Origin of the sequence: Curtobacterium sp. AB451, assembly GCF_050585845.1 — a bacterium.
Lineage (GTDB): Bacteria > Actinomycetota > Actinomycetes > Actinomycetales > Microbacteriaceae > Curtobacterium.
The window spans coordinates 531,003-548,388 of record NZ_JBOBQG010000004.1 but is presented as its reverse complement, the minus strand read 5'-3'; the positions used below and the strand labels follow the sequence as shown (position 1 = coordinate 548,388).

At 72.4% G+C, this 17,386-nt stretch carries 11 protein-coding genes; 3 read left to right on the top strand and 8 right to left on the bottom strand.

Going from position 1 to position 17,386, the window contains the following annotated elements; translation table 11 throughout:
• Positions 1-5: 5 nt before the first annotated feature.
• The 5 genes from ACQXVK_RS12480 to manA form a co-directional block, all read right to left on the bottom strand.
• Positions 6-1,409 carry a DUF5719 family protein gene (locus ACQXVK_RS12480; protein WP_430853740.1) on the bottom strand — a complete coding sequence of 468 codons (1,404 nt, stop codon included), beginning with the start codon at positions 1,407-1,409 and terminating at the stop codon, positions 6-8.
• Complete coding sequence (locus ACQXVK_RS12475) at positions 1,406-4,243, bottom strand: glycosyltransferase (protein WP_430853739.1); 2,838 nt, start codon at positions 4,241-4,243, stop codon at positions 1,406-1,408. The genes ACQXVK_RS12480 and ACQXVK_RS12475 overlap by 4 nt, the downstream gene beginning before the upstream one ends.
• A 177-nt stretch (positions 4,244-4,420) precedes the next feature.
• Positions 4,421-4,753: a WhiB family transcriptional regulator gene (locus ACQXVK_RS12470; protein ID WP_022907674.1), complete on the bottom strand. Its 333-nt coding sequence runs from the start codon at positions 4,751-4,753 to the stop codon at positions 4,421-4,423.
• Positions 4,754-4,956: 203 nt separating this feature from the next.
• Entirely contained in the window at positions 4,957-5,919 is a 963-nt protein-coding gene (gene galE, locus ACQXVK_RS12465) for a UDP-glucose 4-epimerase GalE (RefSeq protein WP_430853738.1), read from the bottom strand.
• Positions 5,920-5,972: 53 nt separating this feature from the next.
• Entirely contained in the window at positions 5,973-7,181 is a 1,209-nt protein-coding gene (gene manA, locus ACQXVK_RS12460) for a mannose-6-phosphate isomerase, class I (RefSeq protein WP_430853737.1), read from the bottom strand.
• A gap of 51 nt (positions 7,182-7,232) precedes the next feature.
• On the opposite strand from manA, the gene ACQXVK_RS12455 reads away from it, so the two are divergent.
• Complete coding sequence (locus ACQXVK_RS12455) at positions 7,233-8,612, top strand: O-antigen ligase family protein (protein WP_430853736.1); 1,380 nt, start codon at positions 7,233-7,235, stop codon at positions 8,610-8,612.
• Positions 8,613-8,693: 81 nt separating this feature from the next.
• On the opposite strand, the gene ACQXVK_RS12450 is transcribed toward ACQXVK_RS12455, so the two are convergent.
• Complete coding sequence (locus tag ACQXVK_RS12450) at positions 8,694-10,055, bottom strand: hypothetical protein (protein WP_430853735.1); 1,362 nt, start codon at positions 10,053-10,055, stop codon at positions 8,694-8,696.
• A gap of 163 nt (positions 10,056-10,218) precedes the next feature.
• Here ACQXVK_RS12450 and ACQXVK_RS12445 point away from each other — a divergent pair, with 163 nt between their 5' ends.
• Complete coding sequence (locus ACQXVK_RS12445; protein WP_430853734.1) at positions 10,219-11,505, top strand: O-antigen ligase family protein; 1,287 nt, start codon at positions 10,219-10,221, stop codon at positions 11,503-11,505.
• A 284-nt stretch (positions 11,506-11,789) separates the two neighbouring features.
• On the top strand, positions 11,790-13,643 hold the full coding sequence (locus ACQXVK_RS12440) for a hypothetical protein (RefSeq protein ID WP_430853733.1): 1,854 nt from the start codon (positions 11,790-11,792) through the stop codon (positions 13,641-13,643).
• Positions 13,644-14,136: 493 nt separating this feature from the next.
• On the opposite strand, the gene ACQXVK_RS12435 is transcribed toward ACQXVK_RS12440, so the two are convergent.
• Both ACQXVK_RS12435 and ACQXVK_RS12430 read right to left on the bottom strand, forming a co-directional pair.
• On the bottom strand, positions 14,137-14,886 hold the full coding sequence (locus tag ACQXVK_RS12435; protein ID WP_416395586.1) for a polyprenol monophosphomannose synthase: 750 nt from the start codon (positions 14,884-14,886) through the stop codon (positions 14,137-14,139).
• Positions 14,883-17,372: a glycosyltransferase gene (locus ACQXVK_RS12430; RefSeq protein WP_430853732.1), complete on the bottom strand. Its 2,490-nt coding sequence runs from the start codon at positions 17,370-17,372 to the stop codon at positions 14,883-14,885. The genes ACQXVK_RS12435 and ACQXVK_RS12430 overlap by 4 nt, the downstream gene beginning before the upstream one ends.
• Between the last annotated feature and the right edge of the window lie 14 nt (positions 17,373-17,386).

Below are 17,386 nucleotides of genomic sequence, written 5' to 3'. Positions count from 1 at the left end.
ACGGCTCAGGGGTAGACCCGCACCGGCGTGGACACCTCGGTGGCGGCGCGGACCGGGAACCCGGCGATGCCGTCCTCGCCCATGTACGTCACGCCCGCGACGAGCCCCTCGGTCCCCTGCAGCTCGAGCTGCTTCGCGACCGGGACGATCACGGTGCGGACACCGCCGGCGACGACCTGGACGTCCTGCGTCTCGTCGCCGGAGCGGATCGTGACGTCGGCGTCGGACCGGGTCGGGTTGACGAACGTCATGCGCTGGTTCTCGCCGGGTGCGACCGCGGTGATCGTGGACGAGCCGAGCGGGTCCGCCGAGGCGAACCACCCGACGTCCGTGCGGCCGTCGTCGGTCGGCGTCGTCGTGCGGGCGCCGGCGACGAGCGGCTCGGTCGACGTCACGGTGAAGGCGTAGCGGCCGTCCGGGAAGTCGTCGAGGGCGACGTCGGTGACGACGCCGGGCTCGGCGGTGGCGTTCACGGTGGAGCCGCCCCCGTCGGCGGTGGTGATGCCGAGCGTCACGCGGGCCGCCTCGGTGCCGGGGACGAAGAGGCGGACGATCGGTGCGGCGTCGGCGGTGTCGTCGCCGCGCTGGGCCTCCTGGGCGCCGTCGAGGACGACGCCGGGGATGATCTGCGACGTCGCGGGTGCGGCGCCGCCGGAGATGATGTCGAAGCCGCCGGGGGTGAGCGTCCGGACGATCGACTCCTGCATGTGCGCGACGATCTGACCGCCTGATGACTCGACGTGCACGACGGTCGATCCCTGGTCGGACACGAACCCGGAGAGCGGGACGACCTTCTGCGTGTTCGGTGCGACGACGATGCCCGTCGTGCCGGGGGCGCTGACCGTCCCGGAGCCGTCGTAGATCGACAGGTCGACGGTCGCGTTCACGTCGGTCGGGTTCGACAGGGTGACGAGGGACGTGCGGCCGGTCTCGGTGGACCCGCCGACGAGCCAGGTGGACTGGCTCGGGTCGTCGCACGACGCCGCGCCGACCCCGACGAGGTCACCGCTCGCGACGCTCTGGTAGCTGCTGCCGGCGACCTGCGGGGTCGTGTCCCCCGCGGGTGCGGTCAGGAGGCGCGGCTTGCTCCCGCCCGTCGAGGAGTCGTCGAGCCCGGAGCGCTCGACGCTCGACCCGGTGGTCGCGGTGGCGACGGTGGCGGTCCCGACCGTGCTCGCCTTGGTCGCGTCGTTCCCGGCGTCGTCGGAGAGCCGGAGGGCGTTGCCGGCGCAGACGCGCTCGGCGTCCGCCGGGACGGGCGTCACGGTTTTGCCCGCGGGGCGCCCCGGTGCGGTCTCGGTGCCGATGGCGTGCGCGGCCGTGACGGCGCCGGCGGCGACCACGACGGCGATCGCGGTCGCCGTGCCGCGGACGACCCAGCGGCGGACGGAGGCGGGGGTACGGCTCATTCGTCGCGCTCCTCGTCGAAGGTGGTGGCGGGTTCCTCGGCCTCGATGACGTTCGAGGTGGCACGGCGTCGGCGGGGTGCCGTGGGCACCGCGAGGAGCGCCGCGGCGCCGAACACGACGCCGAGGACCACGAGGTAGAGGACGTGCGTGGCGCGGGCGCCGGCCGATCCGGTGGACGGACGGTCGACGTCGCCCTCGTAGTGGAAGAGCTGCCCGCTCGTGGTCTCGCCGATGCTCGTGAACAGCGCGTTCTGCCCGATCGCACCCGCCGCACGGTCGTGGACCGCCTGCGCCGAGGAACCCGACGGGGCGTCGTCGAGCAGGACGAAGCTGACGCCGAGCTGTCGCAACGCGGGCTCCGGGTCGTAGCCGCTCCGGCTCGCCAGGTTGCCGGCGAGGGTCGCGAGCTGCGCCCCGGACCGACTGAGCGTGAGGGCGGTCGAGTCCAGGGTGGTCTGGTCGTCGAGCGTCGACCCCTGCCCGCGTTCCAGCGACACCGCGAGCGAGCCGTCGTCCTGCGGGTCGACGACGAGCGTGCCGACGTCGGGGTTCGCCAGGGCCTCGGCGTTCACGTAGGCGCTGAGCACCCGGCCGGACGTGGGCTGGATCACCGCGTTGCCGAGGTAGAACGCCCCGAACGCCGGCGCCACCGTGACCGCGGCCACGACGGTGGTCACGAGCCCGGCCACCGGCGCGGTGCGCGGCAGGACGTCGATCCCGATGCTCGCCGCGGCGACGATGCCGAACCAGTAGACGGACAACCCGCTGCCGGGCCAGATGATCGTGGTGGTCGACCCGACGCCGGTCACCGCGACGTGGGTGGCGGCGAAGGCGGTGGCGAAGCCGGCCAGGGCGATGAGGAGCACGGCGCCGGTGACGGCCCAGCGGTGGCCGAGCATCGCGCCGATGGCGGCGACGGCGATCGGCAGCGCGAGGACCGCCATCGCCACGGGCAGGATCCACGCGGCGAGTGCGAGGCCCGAGGTGGTCGGCAGCCAGCCGCTCCAGTCCGGGACCGGCTGACCGATGGCGAGCTGGAACGCCGACGGCGCACGGGTGGCCGACGGGACGCCCGGGTCCGCGAACACGGCGAGCACGTTGCCGCGGGCGACCTGTGCGAGCACGAGCGGCAGGAAGAGCACCGCGGCCGGCACCGGGATGAAGACCCGTCGGTGCGCGCGTCGCCAGCCGACGGCGAGCGACACCAGCCAGCCGAGCAGCAGGACCGGCAGCAGCGACGGCGCCGAGGCCGCGACGACGGCGAAGAGCAGGGACGCGCCGGAGGCCCACGCCCACGACCGGTGCGCCTCGAGCACGGCGAGGAACAGCCACGGCAGGAGCACGTGCGCGATCACGGCACCGAGGTGCCCGCTCGTCACGGCACCGACGAGCGTCGGCGCGATCGTGTACAGCGCCGCGCCGATGACCGGCACCCAGGTGCGGGTGGTCAGCTTCCGGACCGCGAACCAGGCGCCGAGCGCGGCGAGCGGGAACGCGACGAGCATCACGAGCACCACCGAGGTGGACGGCGACCAGAACGTGATGGATCCGAGCACCGCGACGACCGCGGCGAAGGGGTCGCTCGGGCCGGTGAACCCGGTCCCGATCGAGTGCCAGCCGTAGCCGACGTTCTGCCAGAGTCGGGCGACGTCGGTGCTCAGCGGCAGGAGCCCGCCACCGGTCAGCGCCGGCGAGCCGAGCAGGGGGTAGAGGGTCACGACGCTGAGGACCGCCGCGGCGAGCACGACCCAGATCCCGCCGTCGCCGAGGAAGGACGCCCGGGCGATCGGGGCGTCCTCGACCCGAGCGAGCTCGACGTCGCGCGAGGTGGTGCGCCGCTCGTGCACCCGGCGCCAGCTGACCCGGAGCGGCTCGACGGCCGCCCACCCGAGCTTCTTCCCGCGCGCGAGGACGCGGCGCGACCGTCCGGTCCCACCGCCGAAGGCGACCGAGAAGGCCGCGGCGAGCTCCGCGCCGACCGCCGCCGGGTGCTTCGCGACGAGGTGCCCGACGGCACGGCCGATCGCGAAGGGCACGAGCGTGAGCCAGTGCAGCCAGAGGACCCCGATGGGTGCGTAGGTCATCCGGCGGTGCAGCTGCGCCTGGCGGTGCATCCGGACACGGCGTCCCTCGGAGACCCGCTTGCGGCCGAACTCCTCGATGGGCCCGGCACTCGTCACCCGGGCCTCCGGGACGAGGGCGACGCGGTGTCCGGCGAGGCGCACCCGCACGCAGAAGTCGAGCGCGGCGTCGACGTTCGGCAGGGCGGGGTCGAACCCGCCGAGCTCGTTCCAGACGGAGCGACGGACGAGCATGCCGCCGGCGGCGACCGCCATGACGTCGGTGTGCCGGTCGTGCTGCCCCTGATCGAGCTCGTCCTGCACGAGGCCGAGCGACCGACCGAACCGGGTCATGCTCTCGCCGAACGCGCGGATCCGGGAGGGGTCGTCGACGTCGATGAGCTTCGGACCGGCGACGACGACGCTGGGGGCGATCTCGACGGCGGAGAGGAGGTCGGCGAGCGCGGTCGGAGCCGGAGCGTTGTCGTGGCCGAGCAGCCAGAGCCACTCGTCGACGGGTTCGTCGGCGACCGCGGGCGGCGCCTCGCGCTCCCCACGCGCGACCGCCTCGCCGAAGGGGCGTCCGGCGGGCAGGCGCAGGAGTTCCGCGGACCCGCCGAACGCGAGGTCGGCGGTCGAACCGTCGGTGGACCCGAGGTCGACGACGACGAGGTTCTCGGGGTGCCGGGTCTGGGCCGCGAGCGCGTCCAGGGTCCGGTCGAGGTGGTCCGCTCCGTTGGCGGCGACGAGGATCGCGGTGACTCTGGGCTGCATGACGGGCGTCACTCTACGGGCCAGGAGGCGCGGCTCGGCCCCGCGGGGCGGCGCGCCGTGAACCTGTGGAGGCCATCAACGTGCGGTCAGAGAGTCGTGACGTGGCTGGCCCCCGGCGCCTTCGTCGCAGGCTCCTCAGGGGCGTAACCGCACGGCGCTGGCGCGCCGTGGGCGCGGTTACGCCCGTTTGCGCAGCTTGCGGCGCTCGCGCTCGGAGAGGCCGCCCCAGATGCCGAACCGCTCGTCGTTCTCGAGCGCGTACTCGAGGCACTGCGAGCGGACCTCGCACGAGGTGCAGATCTTCTTGGCCTCACGCGTCGAGCCGCCCTTCTCCGGGAAGAACGCCTCGGGGTCGGTCTGCGCGCAGAGCGAGTCGACCTGCCAGGCGAGCGGGTTCTCCTCGTCGTCGGACTCCGGACGGCGCACACCCGGGACGCCGAGCGACACAGGGTCGACGTGCCAGTCCTCCGGTACTCCGGCGTGGAAGTCGGAACCGTTCACCCTGATCACCCCTGACGTCTCGATAACGGGACCACAACGATCGCTGTCGTTGCCTGTAATTACAGCGGTGTCATTCGCCAGAGTCAAGTCGCGGATCATAGAAGGCACTGACCGTTCCGGCGTGTCATGTCCCCCGTACGGGCGTGTCGCGGCCGGTCTGTCGGGGTTTCGGGGGACAAACGCCGTGCCCGTCAGCCGGCCGCGATCCGCCGTCAGCCGATGCGGCGCCGGGCCTCCCACGCGCTGGTGACCATCTGGTCGAGGGTGTGGCGCATCGCCCAGTCGAGGTCACGCGCTGCAGCTTCGCCGGTCGCGACGATCCGGGCGGGGTCACCGGCGCGTCGCGGGGCGATCTCCGGCTCGAACGCGATGCCCGTGCCCTTCGCCATGGCGTCCATGATCTGCCGGACGCTCACACCGTCGCCGCTGCCGAGGTTGTAGGCGCGCTCGAGGGTCTCGCCCACCTCGAGCTTCTGCGCGGCGACCGCGTGCGAGTGCGCGAGGTCGGCGACGTGGATGTAGTCCCGCACGCAGGTGCCGTCGGGCGTCGCGTAGTCGTCGCCGTTGATCCGCGGGGTGCGACCGGCGAGCAGGGCGTCGAAGACGAGCGGGAAGAGGTTGTGCGGGCTCGCGTCGTACAGGTCCGGCTCCCCCGACCCGACGACGTTGAAGTAGCGGAGCGACGTGGTGGTGAAGCCGGCGGCGACCTCCATGTCGCGCAGGAGCCACTCGCCGATGAGCTTGGACTCGCCGTAGGGCGACTCCGGCGCCTTCGGGGTGTCCTCGACCACGGTGTCGACGTCCGGGGTGCCGTAGACGGCGGCGCTCGACGAGAACACCGCCTTCGTGACACCGCTCTCCGCCATGGCCCGCAGCAGGGTCGCCATGCCGGTCACGTTCTGCTCGTAGGTGTGCAGCGGCCGCTCGACCGACACCCCCGCGTACTTGAAGCCAGCGACGTGCACGACGCCGGTGACGACGTGCTCCTCGAGCGTCCGGGCGACCAGGTCGCCGTCGAGGATCGTGCCCTCGACGAACGGCACGTCCTCGGGCACGAAGGCCCGGAACCCGCTCGAGAGGTCGTCGAACGCGACGGTGTCGATGCCCGCCGCACGCAGTGCTCGGACGACGTGGGACCCGATGTACCCGGCGCCGCCGGTGACCAGCCAACTCATGCTGGCCACGCTAGCGGAACCGGCGCGGCGTCAGACCGCCACGCCCTGCGGCTTCACGCACCCGTGGCGATGAAGACCGTGGACGCCACACCGTTCCCGCCGTCGGCCTCGACCGTGACGTCGCCCTCGTCGGGGGTGATGTAGCAGGACTCCCCCTGCCGCAGCAGCGTGGCCGACCGCGCACCGACGAGCGTGACGGCACCGGCCGTGCAGATCGCGATCGAGGGGCCGTGCAGCGGGGCGACACCGCCGGTGGACAGGCCGACTGGACGTCCGTCGCCGGAGACGCGGAGCAGGGCGAACCCGACGCCGTCCGGTGCGAAGCGCTCGACGCCGCCGTCGACCCGCTCGGGCGCGAGGAGCGGTGCCGGGTACGCCGTGAAGTCGAGGACCCGGAGCAGCTCCGGGACGTCGACGTGCTTCGGCGTGAGTCCACCGCGCAGGACGTTGTCGGACGGGGCCATCAGCTCGATGCCGAGGCCGTCGAGGTACGCGTGGATGTTCCCGGCCGGCAGGTACATGGCCTCGCCGGCGGCGAGCGTGACGCGGTGCATGAGCAGCGAGACCACGATGCCGGGGTCACCGGGGTAGCTCGACGCGAGGTCGCTGGCCGTCCGGGTGTTCGGCGTGTGGGCGTCCTCGGCGAGCGCGGTGGCGAGGTCGCTCACGGCCTGCACGACGGCGGCGGCCGACGAGTCCGCCGTCTCGAGCCACCGGACCGTGTCCTCGAGCCCGTGCTGCAGGTGCACCGTCAGGGGGCCGAGGCGTCCGGAGCCCGCGTCCAGCGCCTCGACGTCGGCGAGGGTCTCGGTCACGGGGCGGAACCCGCTCAGCGCCTCGAACCGCTCGCTGAGCGCCACGACGAGCTCGGGCTTCGGGAACGGGTCCTTGTAGTTGCGCGCCGGGTCGTCGATCGGGACACCGGCGGCCTCCTCGCGCTCGTAGCCCTCGCGAGCCTGCTCCGGCGTCGGGTGCGCCTGCAGCGAGAGCGGCGCGGCGGCCGCGAGGACCTTGAGCAGGAAGGGCAGGCCCGTGCGGTCCGGACCGAGGGCGTCCTGCGGCTCCGCGGCGATCCAGTCGAGGACGGTGTCGGCGCCGCCGACCATCGCCGGGTTCACGACGACGCTCGGGCTGCCGGGGTGGGCGCCGAGCCAGAGTTCGGCCTGGGGGGCGCCGGTGACCGTCCGGCCGAGGAGCTCGGGGATGGCCGTGACGGATCCCCACGCGTAGTCGCGGGGCGTGTTCGTGATGCCGAGGAACATGCGCACGAGCCTATCGGCGGTCGACGTGCGCTCCCCGGGTACCCTGGCGTCGTGACGAACACCTGGCCGTTGGCGCGCGGTTCCGTGCCCGAACGCGAGGCGTTCGCATTCGGCGCGACGATCCTGTTCGTGCTCTTCGCCGGCGACGCCGTGCCGAACACCCTCACCTGGGTCGGCGCCGGTCTGCTCTGGGCGGCCGCGGCGGTCTGGGCCACGACGATCATCGTGCGGGCCCGTCCACCGATCACGCGCACGCCCCGTGCGCTCTGGCTCTTCCTCGCCTGGTGCCTCGTGTCCGTCGCGTGGTCGCACTGGCGCTTCGCCACGATCTCGAGCCTCGCGGTGCAGGTGATCTGTGCCGGTGCCGCGTTCGCGATCGCCTCCACCCTGACCTGGCGCCGGATCACCGACGCCCTCAGCCTGGCGCTCCGCTGGGTGCTGATGGGCTCGCTCCTCTTCGAGGCCTTCGTGGCCGTCGTCCTCCGGCACCCCATCGCCCCGGTGTGGACCGACTACGGCGACCGGAAGATCCCGGACGCGTTCTACTTCTCGCGCGCCGAGCTCTTCACCGGCGGGCGCATCCAGGGCCTGCCCGGCAACGCGAACCTGCTCGCGATGGTGGCGCTCCTCGCCCTCATCGCGGTCGCCGTGCAGTACGCCGAGGGTCGGCTCCGCCGCAACCGGGCGATCGGCTGGACCGTCGTGGCGCTCGTGGTCCTCGTGCTCACCCGGTCCTCGACCGTGCTGGCCGCCGGGGTCGTCGTCCTCGTCGCGCTCGCGGTCGCGCTCTGGATCCGCCGGGTGCCGACCGAACGTCGGACCCCGCGGTACCTGGCCGTCGCCGCGGGGGCGGTCGTGGTCGGCGTCGCCGCGTTCCTCTTCCGCGGTCAGGTGTCCGAGCTGCTCGGCAAGGGCTCGGACGCGACCGGCCGCGGCGTGATCTGGGAGCGGGTCGTCGGGCTCGCCCAGGAGCACGCCGTCGTCGGCTGGGGCTGGATCGGCTACTGGTGGCCGGGTATCCCGACGCTCGCCGACCTCGCCCACCGCAAGGGCGTCACGTACCTGCAGGCGCACGACGCCTACCTCGACGTCTGGATGCAGACCGGGATCATCGGGCTGCTCGTCTTCCTGGTGTACGTCGTCACGACCCTCAGCCGGTCCTGGGCCTCGGCCACCCGGATCGGCTACGACCGGACGCTGTCCCCGCGGCCCTTCGACCCGGTGTCGCTCCTGCCGCTGCTCGTCGTCGTGGCGCTCCTCGTGCAGTCGGTGACCGAGTCACGGCTGCTCTACCAGGGGAACTGGGTGCTGTTCGCGCTCATCGCGATCAAGACCCGCATCGTGCTGGTCGGCGAGGAGCCCGTGTCGGCCGGCGACGGACCGCGCACACCACCGGCACGCCGCGAGTTCCGGACGCCCGCACGCCGCTGACCCCGCGTGGTCGACCCGGTGTCGCCGGTCCCTCGCCGCCGACCCCGGCGCCTCGGGCGCGGACGCTCCCCGTCCGCCGGGTCATCGTCGGACGACGAGCCGGTCGCAGGGCACCGCGGCCCGCCACGGTGCCGTCCGGAGTTCCGCCGACCCGATCGCGGGGTCTGCCCGACAGGCCGCGGCGGCCGCCGGGACCTCGGCAGCCCACACCGGACCGGCGCTCCGTCTGGTCGCTCCCGGCGGGGCGTTCGTGACGGCGGCGACCACGACGGCGGCGACCACGCACCAGGCGAGGGCCGCCGCGCCCAGCCGAGCCGCGCCTCCCGTCCGCCCGACCGACCCGATGACCACCGACGCCCCGGCGACCGCCGCCGACACGAGCAGCAGTCCGGACGCCGCCGCGTAGCGGGACGGCGGCGCCCCCACCGCTGCCGGGCCGAGGCCGGCCCAGTCCTGCACCGGCGACCCGTTCACCGCGAGCGCCGCCCACCACACCACGAACGAACCGGCGCCGAGGGCGACGACGACCCATCGAGCACGGCCCCGACCGAGCACGACCGCCGCGACGAGCACCACACCGAGCAGCACGACCGGTACGACCACGGCGCCCCACCCGTGCGTCCGCACCGCCTCGGCGACGACACCGACCCGGCGGTCCCACCCACCACCGACCGGCTGCAGCAGGTACCCGGCGAGGACGTCGGCCCCGTGGAGGTCTCCTGGGCGCGAGGCACGCTCGTCGGTCAGGGCCGTCCGGACCTGGACCGCGCTGCCGAGCACGGCGGCGAGGGTGACGGGCAGCTGGTGGAGGTCCACGCGCCCGCTCGCGGTCCGCGTCGGCGGCAGCCAGGCCACGAGGAGCAGCGGGAGGAACAGCGTCGCCAGCGGCTCGGTGAGCGCGCCGGCCAGGGTCACGACGGCGAGCGCCGCCGCACCCCACCACGTCCGGGCACGGTGGGTGGCCGTCCAGGGCACCAGGACGAGCACGTACCAGTGCAGGTTCGCGGCCGTCCCGCTGATCTCGACGGGCGCGAGGGGCAGCACGACGGGGACGGCGGCGAGCAGCACCCGGAGGGGCCACGGTCGGACGACGTCGCCGGACAGCAGGAACACGAGCGCGCACACGACACCGACGACCAGGCAGGCGAGACCCGAGACGGCGACGGCGTACCGCTCGACGGGCAGGAGCCACGCGAGGTCGACGACGATCCGCGGGACGAGGTGGCGGTACCCGGCGTACGGCTCGAGGACCGCGCCGGGGCCGAGCGCGAGCCGGTCGCGGAGGAACACGCCGCCGTCCTCGGCCCACACCGTGCCGCGGGTGGTCGGGCCGAGCCGCCACCAGGCCAGGGCCGTGGCGGATCCGCCGACGACCGCAGCGACCGTCGGTGCGCCGAACCGCCGCGAGCCGCGCGCCATGGTGCGCTGATCGTACGCCGACATCGCGGATCGTCGATATGCCGGGACGGGCCGATCCGACGGTTCGAGCGCGCCCCGGAGTGCCCGACCGACGACGGCACCGGTGCGCGGTGTCGGGGCGTCCACCGGTCGGCTCACCGGTCGGCAAGGCCGGATGCGCCAAGATGGTGTGGTGACGGACGGCCGGGTGACCAGACGCGTGCTCGCGCGACGGTACCTCTCGGCGTGGATCGGGTTCTCGGCGGGCGGGCGGTTCAGCCAGGCGCTCGCGACCGTGATCGTGCTGTTCGCGTTCGGGCAGCCAACCGTGACCGCGCTCGTCGGGCGGGCCGGCGTGTGGGCCGTGCTCGTCACGCTGTTCGTCCTCGCGGGCCTGAGCCTGCTCGGGCAGCGCTACCGGATCGAGTGGCACGGGGTGCTCCCCCTGTCGCTCCTGGCGTTCGTCGGGTACTGCGCGCTGAGCGTGGTGTGGAGCGAGTACTCGTGGGTGGCCCTCCGGGGACTCGTCGGCACGGTCGGCTTCATCGGGCTCGGGCTGTACCTCGCGCTGGGTCGTGACCTGGTGCAGGTGATCCGGGCGTCCGGTGACGCCTTCCGGATCCTGCTCGTCGCCGCGCTCGGCCTCGAGGTCCTGTCCGGACTCGTCATCGACACCCCGATCCCGGCGTTCGGCATCCAGGGGAACATCGCCTACGGCGGCCCGATCCAGGGCATCGGCGGCACCCGCAACTTCATGGGGTTCATCGCGGCGATGGCGCTGGTGACGTTCGTCGTCGAGTTCCTCACCCGCTCGGTGACGATGTGGCGCGCGATCGGCTCCACCGCCCTCGCGGTCATCGCGCTGATGCTCGTGCAGTCCCCCATCACCGGGCTCGCGATGATCGCCCTCGCCGTGACCGCCCTGGCGCTCTGGTCACTCCGACACGCCCGACCGACCACCAGGCCGGTGGTGAACGGCGTCCTCGGCGCAGCGGTGCTGCTGATGATCGCCCTCGGCATCCTCGCGCGGCACCGCGTCCTCGCCGAGATCGGAGCCGCCGGGGGCACGGCGACGCGGCTCGACCTGTGGACGCAGATCCGCGTGTTCGTGAGCCAGTTCCCGATCCAGGGCTGGGGGTGGGTCGGCACGTGGCCGCACGAGGCCGTGGTGCCGTACGTCACGTTCATCGACCCCGCGGGGCAGCGGTTCACGTCCGGCCTCAACGCCTTCGTCGACGCTTGGCTGCAGATCGGGCTCGCCGGCACGATCATCCTCGCGGTGACGGCGCTGCTCGCGTTCGCGCGGGCGTGGGTGACCGCGACGACCTTCCCCGGCGTCGCGTACGTGTGGCCCGCGGCCGTGCTCGTGCTGCTCGGCGTGACGAGTGCTGCGGAGAGCTACCTGCTGCACGGTGCGGGGCTGATGGTCTTCGTCGCGGTGCTCGTCATCGCCGCGCGGCGTCGGTCGTGGCGGCGGCACCTGCCGCGAGGCTGAGCGGGTCGTCGTGGCGGCGCGTCGGCCACGCGGCTGAGCGGAGGGTCGTGAGGGTGCCTCCGCCACGCGGCTGATCGGGCGGTCGTTGGGGGCGCGTCGGCCACGCGGCTGATCGGGCGGTCGTTGGGGGCGCGTCGGCCACGCGGCTGCCCACGCCCCTCCACAGGAGGTCGGGATGTGTCGGAGTGCACAGGTCCGCTCCGATCCCCCACGCTCGTTGCATCGTGCACCTAGACTGCCGGGGACCGTCAGGGGGCGGTCCTTCGTGACCTGGGGAACACCACATGCGCTTGCACCGTCGCCTCGCACTCGTCCTGACCGCGACGCTCGTCGCCACCGCCGCAGCCGTCGTCGCACCCGTGACGACCGCCCAGGCGGCGGCTCCCACCACCGGGCGGTACACGCCCATCACCACCACCCGGGTGTGGTCGGGCAGCCTGACCACCACGCCGAAGGTCGTCCCGATCGCCGGTCTCGCCGGGGTCCCCGCGAACGCGACCGCCGTCGTCGTCAACGTCGAGGTCAAGTCGCCCACCGCGGCCGGGTACCTGCGCGTCACCCCGGCCGGCCGCGACGCCACCGTCGCCACGCAGGACTTCGCTGCCGGGCAGACCATCGCCAACCTCGTCACCGTCCGGCTCGCGGGCGGGAAGATCCAGGCGAAGCTGTCGCGTGGCAGTGCGAACGGCTACTTCGACGTCGCCGGCTACTACGCCGACGGCTCCGGCGCCACCTACACGCCGCTGAACGCCTCCCGGGTGTTCGGCGGGACGGTCGGGACCTCGCCGACGAAGGTGCCGCTCGCGGGCAAGGGCGGCGTCCCGAGCAACGCCACGGCAGTCGTGGTGAACACCCAGGTCTCCGGCCCGTCCGCCGCCGGGTACGTCCGGGTCACCCCCGCGGGCCAGGACCCGGGCGTGGTGACCCAGCTGTTCGGCGCCGGGCAGTCGCTGTCGAACCTCGCGATCGTCAAGCTCGTGAACGGTGCCGTCCAGGTGAAGCTGTCGAAGGGCAGCGCGACGGTGTACCTCGACGTCGCGGGCTACTACTCGGCGTCGACGACCGGTTCCGTGTTCGTCCCGATCGACACCACGCGCGCCTACGGTGGCACCATCACGAGCACCACCCGCACCGTGCGGCTCACCGGGACCGCGGGCGTCCCCGGCACCGCCACGGCCGTCGTGGCCAACGCCGAGGTGACCGGCCCGACGAGTGCGGCCTACCTGCGGGTCACTCCGGCCGGCGCGGACGCGCAGGTCGCGACCCAGCTGTTCACGCCGGGACGGTCGGTGGCCAACCTGGTCATGTCGAAGGTCACCGGGTCGAGCGTCGACCGGCGCGTGCAGGTCAAGGCGTCGACGGGTTCGGCGGTGCTGCACCTCGACGTCGCGGGGTACTTCCTCGACGGGTCGAGCGGCTCCGGCTTCGGCGCCGACGTCTCGTGGCCGCAGTGCGGAAAGTCTCTGCCGACGAATTCGGCGTTCGGAGTAGTCGGGGTGAATGGAAATCTCGTCAACACGTCGAACCCGTGCTTCGCGAATCAGCTGACGTGGGCAAAGTCCACCGCTGGCGGGACGACGCAACCGAAGGCTCAGCTCTACATGCTCGCGGCGAACCCAGGCTCTCAAGCCTCATCGTGGCCTTCGAGCGACGAATATCCTTCAGGTCAGAAAGTCACCCACCCATACAACAAGTGCACCGGGGGCTACGACGCCGGATGCTCGTGGATGTACGGCTATGCCCGCGCTTACGAGGCGACACACATCCGAGGCGTCGACACACCATCGTCGTACCGCTGGTGGATCGACGTCGAGAAAGCCGATGACGGCTCCGGGCCGACTTGGCAGAGCGACAAGACCCAGAACCGCGCTGACGTCGAGGGCATGATCGCCGCGCTCAAGGCCGCGGGCGTCTCCACGATCGGGATCTACTCGACGAAGTACCAGTTCGGGCAGATCGTCGGGACGGTCCCCTCGACCTCGACGCTCCGTGGCCTGCCGAGCTGGATCGCGGTCGGCAACGACGGCGTCGCGGCCGCACAGGCGGCGTGCTCGGCCGGGGGCCTCACCGCAGGCAGCCAGGTGCGGATGACGCAGTACGTCGCGGGAAACCAGGACTACAACGTCAGCTGCGTCTGAGACGCGTCGACCTCACAGACGGGAGGCGCGGTGTCAGCTGGCACCGCGCCTCCCGTCCGTCTGTGGTCCGGTCCTTCCGGCGACCCCGGTCAGCGGGTCGGTCCGGGGGGGGGTCGGCCCGGGGGGTCGGTCCGTGGGGCGGTTCTTCCCAGAACAGGCGCGATGGGTTGCGGAAACGGGCGTACCTGGTCGGAACTTCTCGCCAGGTACGCCCGAAAGCACCAGGTACGCGCGGGAGTCCTCGGCACCCAAGGGGGCACGCGGCACACGCGGAAGCAGCGGGGGTGCCCGACCCTGCCGCCGGCACGCCGGGTCGATTCTTCCCAGAACGGGCGCAATGGGTTGCGGGAACGGGCGTACCTGGTCGGAACTTCTCGCCAGGTACGCCCGATCGCACCAGGTACGCCCGGAAGCACCGGGCACCAGGCGCCGGGCACCAGGCGCCAGGCACCGAGCGCCCGGGTGCACCGCACAGCGCGCGCGGGAGCCCGCGTCAGCGACGTGCGGCGCGACGGCGGCCGAAGCGGCGCTGGACGCCCCACTGGGTGACCCGCAGCATCGCCTCGACCACGATCGAACGGCTCATCTTCGACACCCCGTGCACGCGGTCACGGAAGCGGATGGGCACCTCGACGATCCGCCCACCGAGGTCGTCGACGCGCAGGGTCATGTCCACCTGGAAGCAGTACCCCTTCGAGTCGATCCCGGCGAGGTCCATCCGACGGACGGCGTCGGCGCGGTACACCCGGAAGCCGGCGGTGACGTCCCGCACCCCGATCCCGAGGACGAGACGGGCGTAGGTGTTGGCGCTCCTGCTGAGGACCTCGCGGTGGAGCGGCCAGTCGACGACCGATCCCCCGGGGATCCACCGCGATCCGATCGCCAGCATCACGTCGTCGGCCTCGTCGACCGCGGCCACGAGAGCCGGGAGCCGGTCGGCGGGGTGCGAACCGTCCGCGTCCATCTCGACGAGCAGCGGGTAGCCGCGCTCGAGCCCCCAGCGGAAGCCGGCGACGTACGCGGTCCCGAGGCCGAGCTTGCCGGAGCGCTCGAGCAGGTGCACCCGGTCGTCCTCGGCCGCGAGCCGCCGCACGAGGGCACCCGTGCCGTCGGGACTCGCGTCGTCGACGACGAGCAGGTGCGCGTCCGGCAGCGCTCCGAGGACGGCCGTGGCGATCGTGCGGACGTTCTCGGCCTCGTTGTAGGTCGGCACGATCACGAGCGCCGTGGCGCCCGCGGTCACCGGTTCTGCAGCCGACGCTTGATCTTGCCCGCGACGCTCCGCGGACCCTCGGTGCGGAAGTAGTGCACGGCGCGACCGAGGTCGTGACGGACACCGTAGAGCTTCTTGCGGTCCGGCACACGCACGCGCATGGCGTGCGGCTGGATCGTCGACGACGTGTCGCGGACGCTCTTGTCGGCAGCGCGGATCGGGTTGCGGCAGAACTCGACGAGCGGCGCGAGGACGTTCTCCCACGTGAACTGCTCGCGCACGCGGTCGACGTTGCCGATGAACTCGGCACGGGCCTTCTTGTCGAAGAGCGCCGTCTCGAGCGCGGCGGCGAGGCCGTCGATGTCCTGCTCGTGCACCGCGATGCCGAGCTTCTCCTCGGCGACGAGGTCACCGAAGGAGTCACCGGCGGTCGTCACGATCGGCAGGCGCGCCCAGAGGTAGTCGAGGATGCGCGTGCGGAACGAGAACGTGGTCTCGAGGTGCTCGTAGTGCGTCGAGACGCCGGCGTCGGCCTCGAGCAGGTACGCGCCGCGCTCCTCGTACGGGATCCACGCATCGTTGAAGAACACGTTCTTGCCGGTCAGGCCGAGCGCGTCGGCCTCGGCGCGGACCTTGGCGACGATGTCCATCTCGGGCACGTCGGGGTTCGGGTGCTGCACGCCCATGAAGAAGAGCTTCACGCTCGGCTTCTTCGCGGCGAGCCGGCCGATCGCGCGGACGAGCGTGATCGGGTCGAACCAGTCGTAGATGCCGCCGCCCCAGACGACGAGCTTGTCGCTCTTCCCGATGCCGGGGACGACGCCCTTGACCCGCTGCTGGTCGTGGACCGGCGGCGTCGACGACAGCCCGAACGGCACGACGCCGATGAGCGAGCGGAGGTCGGGGTCGCGCGAGTAGGTGCGGGCGTTCACACGGCCGGAGCCGGCGAGCTGCCCGAGCCAGAACATGCGCTGGCGCTCGGAGGCGCAGATGAAGTAGTCGCCGAGTTCGAGCTGGTGGTTCAGGGTGTCCGAGGCGTCGAGGATCTGACGGTTCCACTGGTCGACGTCGTCGCTGCGGCCCTGTTCGAGCTGCTCGAGATGCAGCGGGTCGTAGACGTCGACGACGAGGATCTTGCTCGTCGACTCGAGCACCGGGAACAGGCGGAGCGCGTGGCCCTGCACGATGATGACGTCGGCCCAGGCCTCGTGCTCGACCATCTGCCGCGGGTGCCGGTGCGGCACCGTGACGACCTCGTACGAGGGGTCGATCTGCGACGAGCGGGTCAGGCTGATGACCCGGACGTCGTGCTCGCCGGCGAGCTGCTTCGCCATCTGCGTCGCGCGGATCGCCGGGCCGGCCATCTTCTCGCCGATGGAGTCGCCGGTGATGATGAGCACACGGCGTCGGGTGCCGACGTCCAGCACGCCGAGGGAGTGCACGATCTTGTCGTAGCCGGCGAGGTAGTTCTCGATCGGGTACGCCGGCTCGTCGCGGTTGCCGAACAGGCGCAGCAGCTCGCGGTCGCTACGGACGCGGGTCGCCTGGATCGCGCGGCGCGACTCGGTCATCGACGGCAGCTGCTCGACGAACTGGTCGACGCCGTAGATCCCCGCCATCGCGGTCTTCGGCACCGGGATCGTCGGGACGCTGTCGTCGCCGGGGTTGCGGAGGTCGAGCTCGGTCGAGTCGAGTTCGCCCCGACCGACGGCGCGGCGGACGACGAGCGCGAGCGACCCCGGCAGGGCCGCTGCGAGCTGCTCGTCGCCGAGGTTCTTGTAGAGCGTGAAGAGCGCGTTCCGCTCGAGCAGGTACGTCTCGCGGAAGTCGCCGAACTTGTTCATCGACGCGTGGTGCTTGTGGAACGCGACGGACTTCGGCTGGTAGCGGAAGCGCCAGCCGAGCAGGTTGAGCCGCCAGCCGAGGTCGACGTCCTCGTAGAACATGAAGTAGCGGTCGTCGAAGCCGTCGAGCTGCTCGAAGAGCTCCGCGCGGATGAACATCGCCGCGCCGGTGCCGAACAGCACGTCCGTCTCGGACTCCCAGCGCCCGGTGTCCGGCGAGCCCGCGAACGGCTTGTAGCCCATGCCGTACCAGGTCATCGCGGCCTCGGTGAAGTCGACGTTGACGCCTTCCCAGTCGAGGACCTTCGACGCCACGGCGCCGATGTCCGCGCCGGAGGCGAACGTCGCCATCGCCTCGCGCACCCAGCCCGTGTCGGGACGTGCGTCGTTGTTGAGGAACGCCACGATCTCGCCGGAGGACTTCTCGACGCCGAGGTTGCAGCCACCGGTGAAGCCGAGGTTCGCCCCCGCGTCGACCAGCGTGAAGTCGAGCTCGGACGCCTTGAGCCGGCCGAGGTGTTCCGGACCGGAGCCGTTCTCGACGACGATGACCTCGAGGCGGTCCTGCGGCCAGTCCTGCTTGCGGAGCTCCGCGATGCTCGTCAGGGTGTCGTCCGTGCCCTTGTAGTTCACGAGGATGACGGACACGACTCCCGGCTTGCGCTCTGTCACGCGGTTCCTCCAGC

Bases quoted from the DNA above. Each gene is read 5' to 3' on its own strand.
- ACQXVK_RS12480 (WP_430853740.1), bottom strand. From the start codon at position 1,409: ATGAGCCGTACCCCCGCCTCCGTCCGCCGCTGGGTCGTCCGCGGCACG.
- manA (WP_430853737.1), bottom strand. From the start codon at position 7,181: ATGTTCCTCGGCATCACGAACACGCCCCGCGACTACGCGTGGGGATCC.
- ACQXVK_RS12450 (WP_430853735.1), bottom strand. From the start codon at position 10,055: ATGTCGGCGTACGATCAGCGCACCATGGCGCGCGGCTCGCGGCGGTTC.
- galE (WP_430853738.1), bottom strand. From the start codon at position 5,919: ATGAGTTGGCTGGTCACCGGCGGCGCCGGGTACATCGGGTCCCACGTC.
- ACQXVK_RS12440 (WP_430853733.1), top strand. From the start codon at position 11,790: ATGCGCTTGCACCGTCGCCTCGCACTCGTCCTGACCGCGACGCTCGTC.
- ACQXVK_RS12475 (WP_430853739.1), bottom strand. From the start codon at position 4,243: ATGCAGCCCAGAGTCACCGCGATCCTCGTCGCCGCCAACGGAGCGGAC.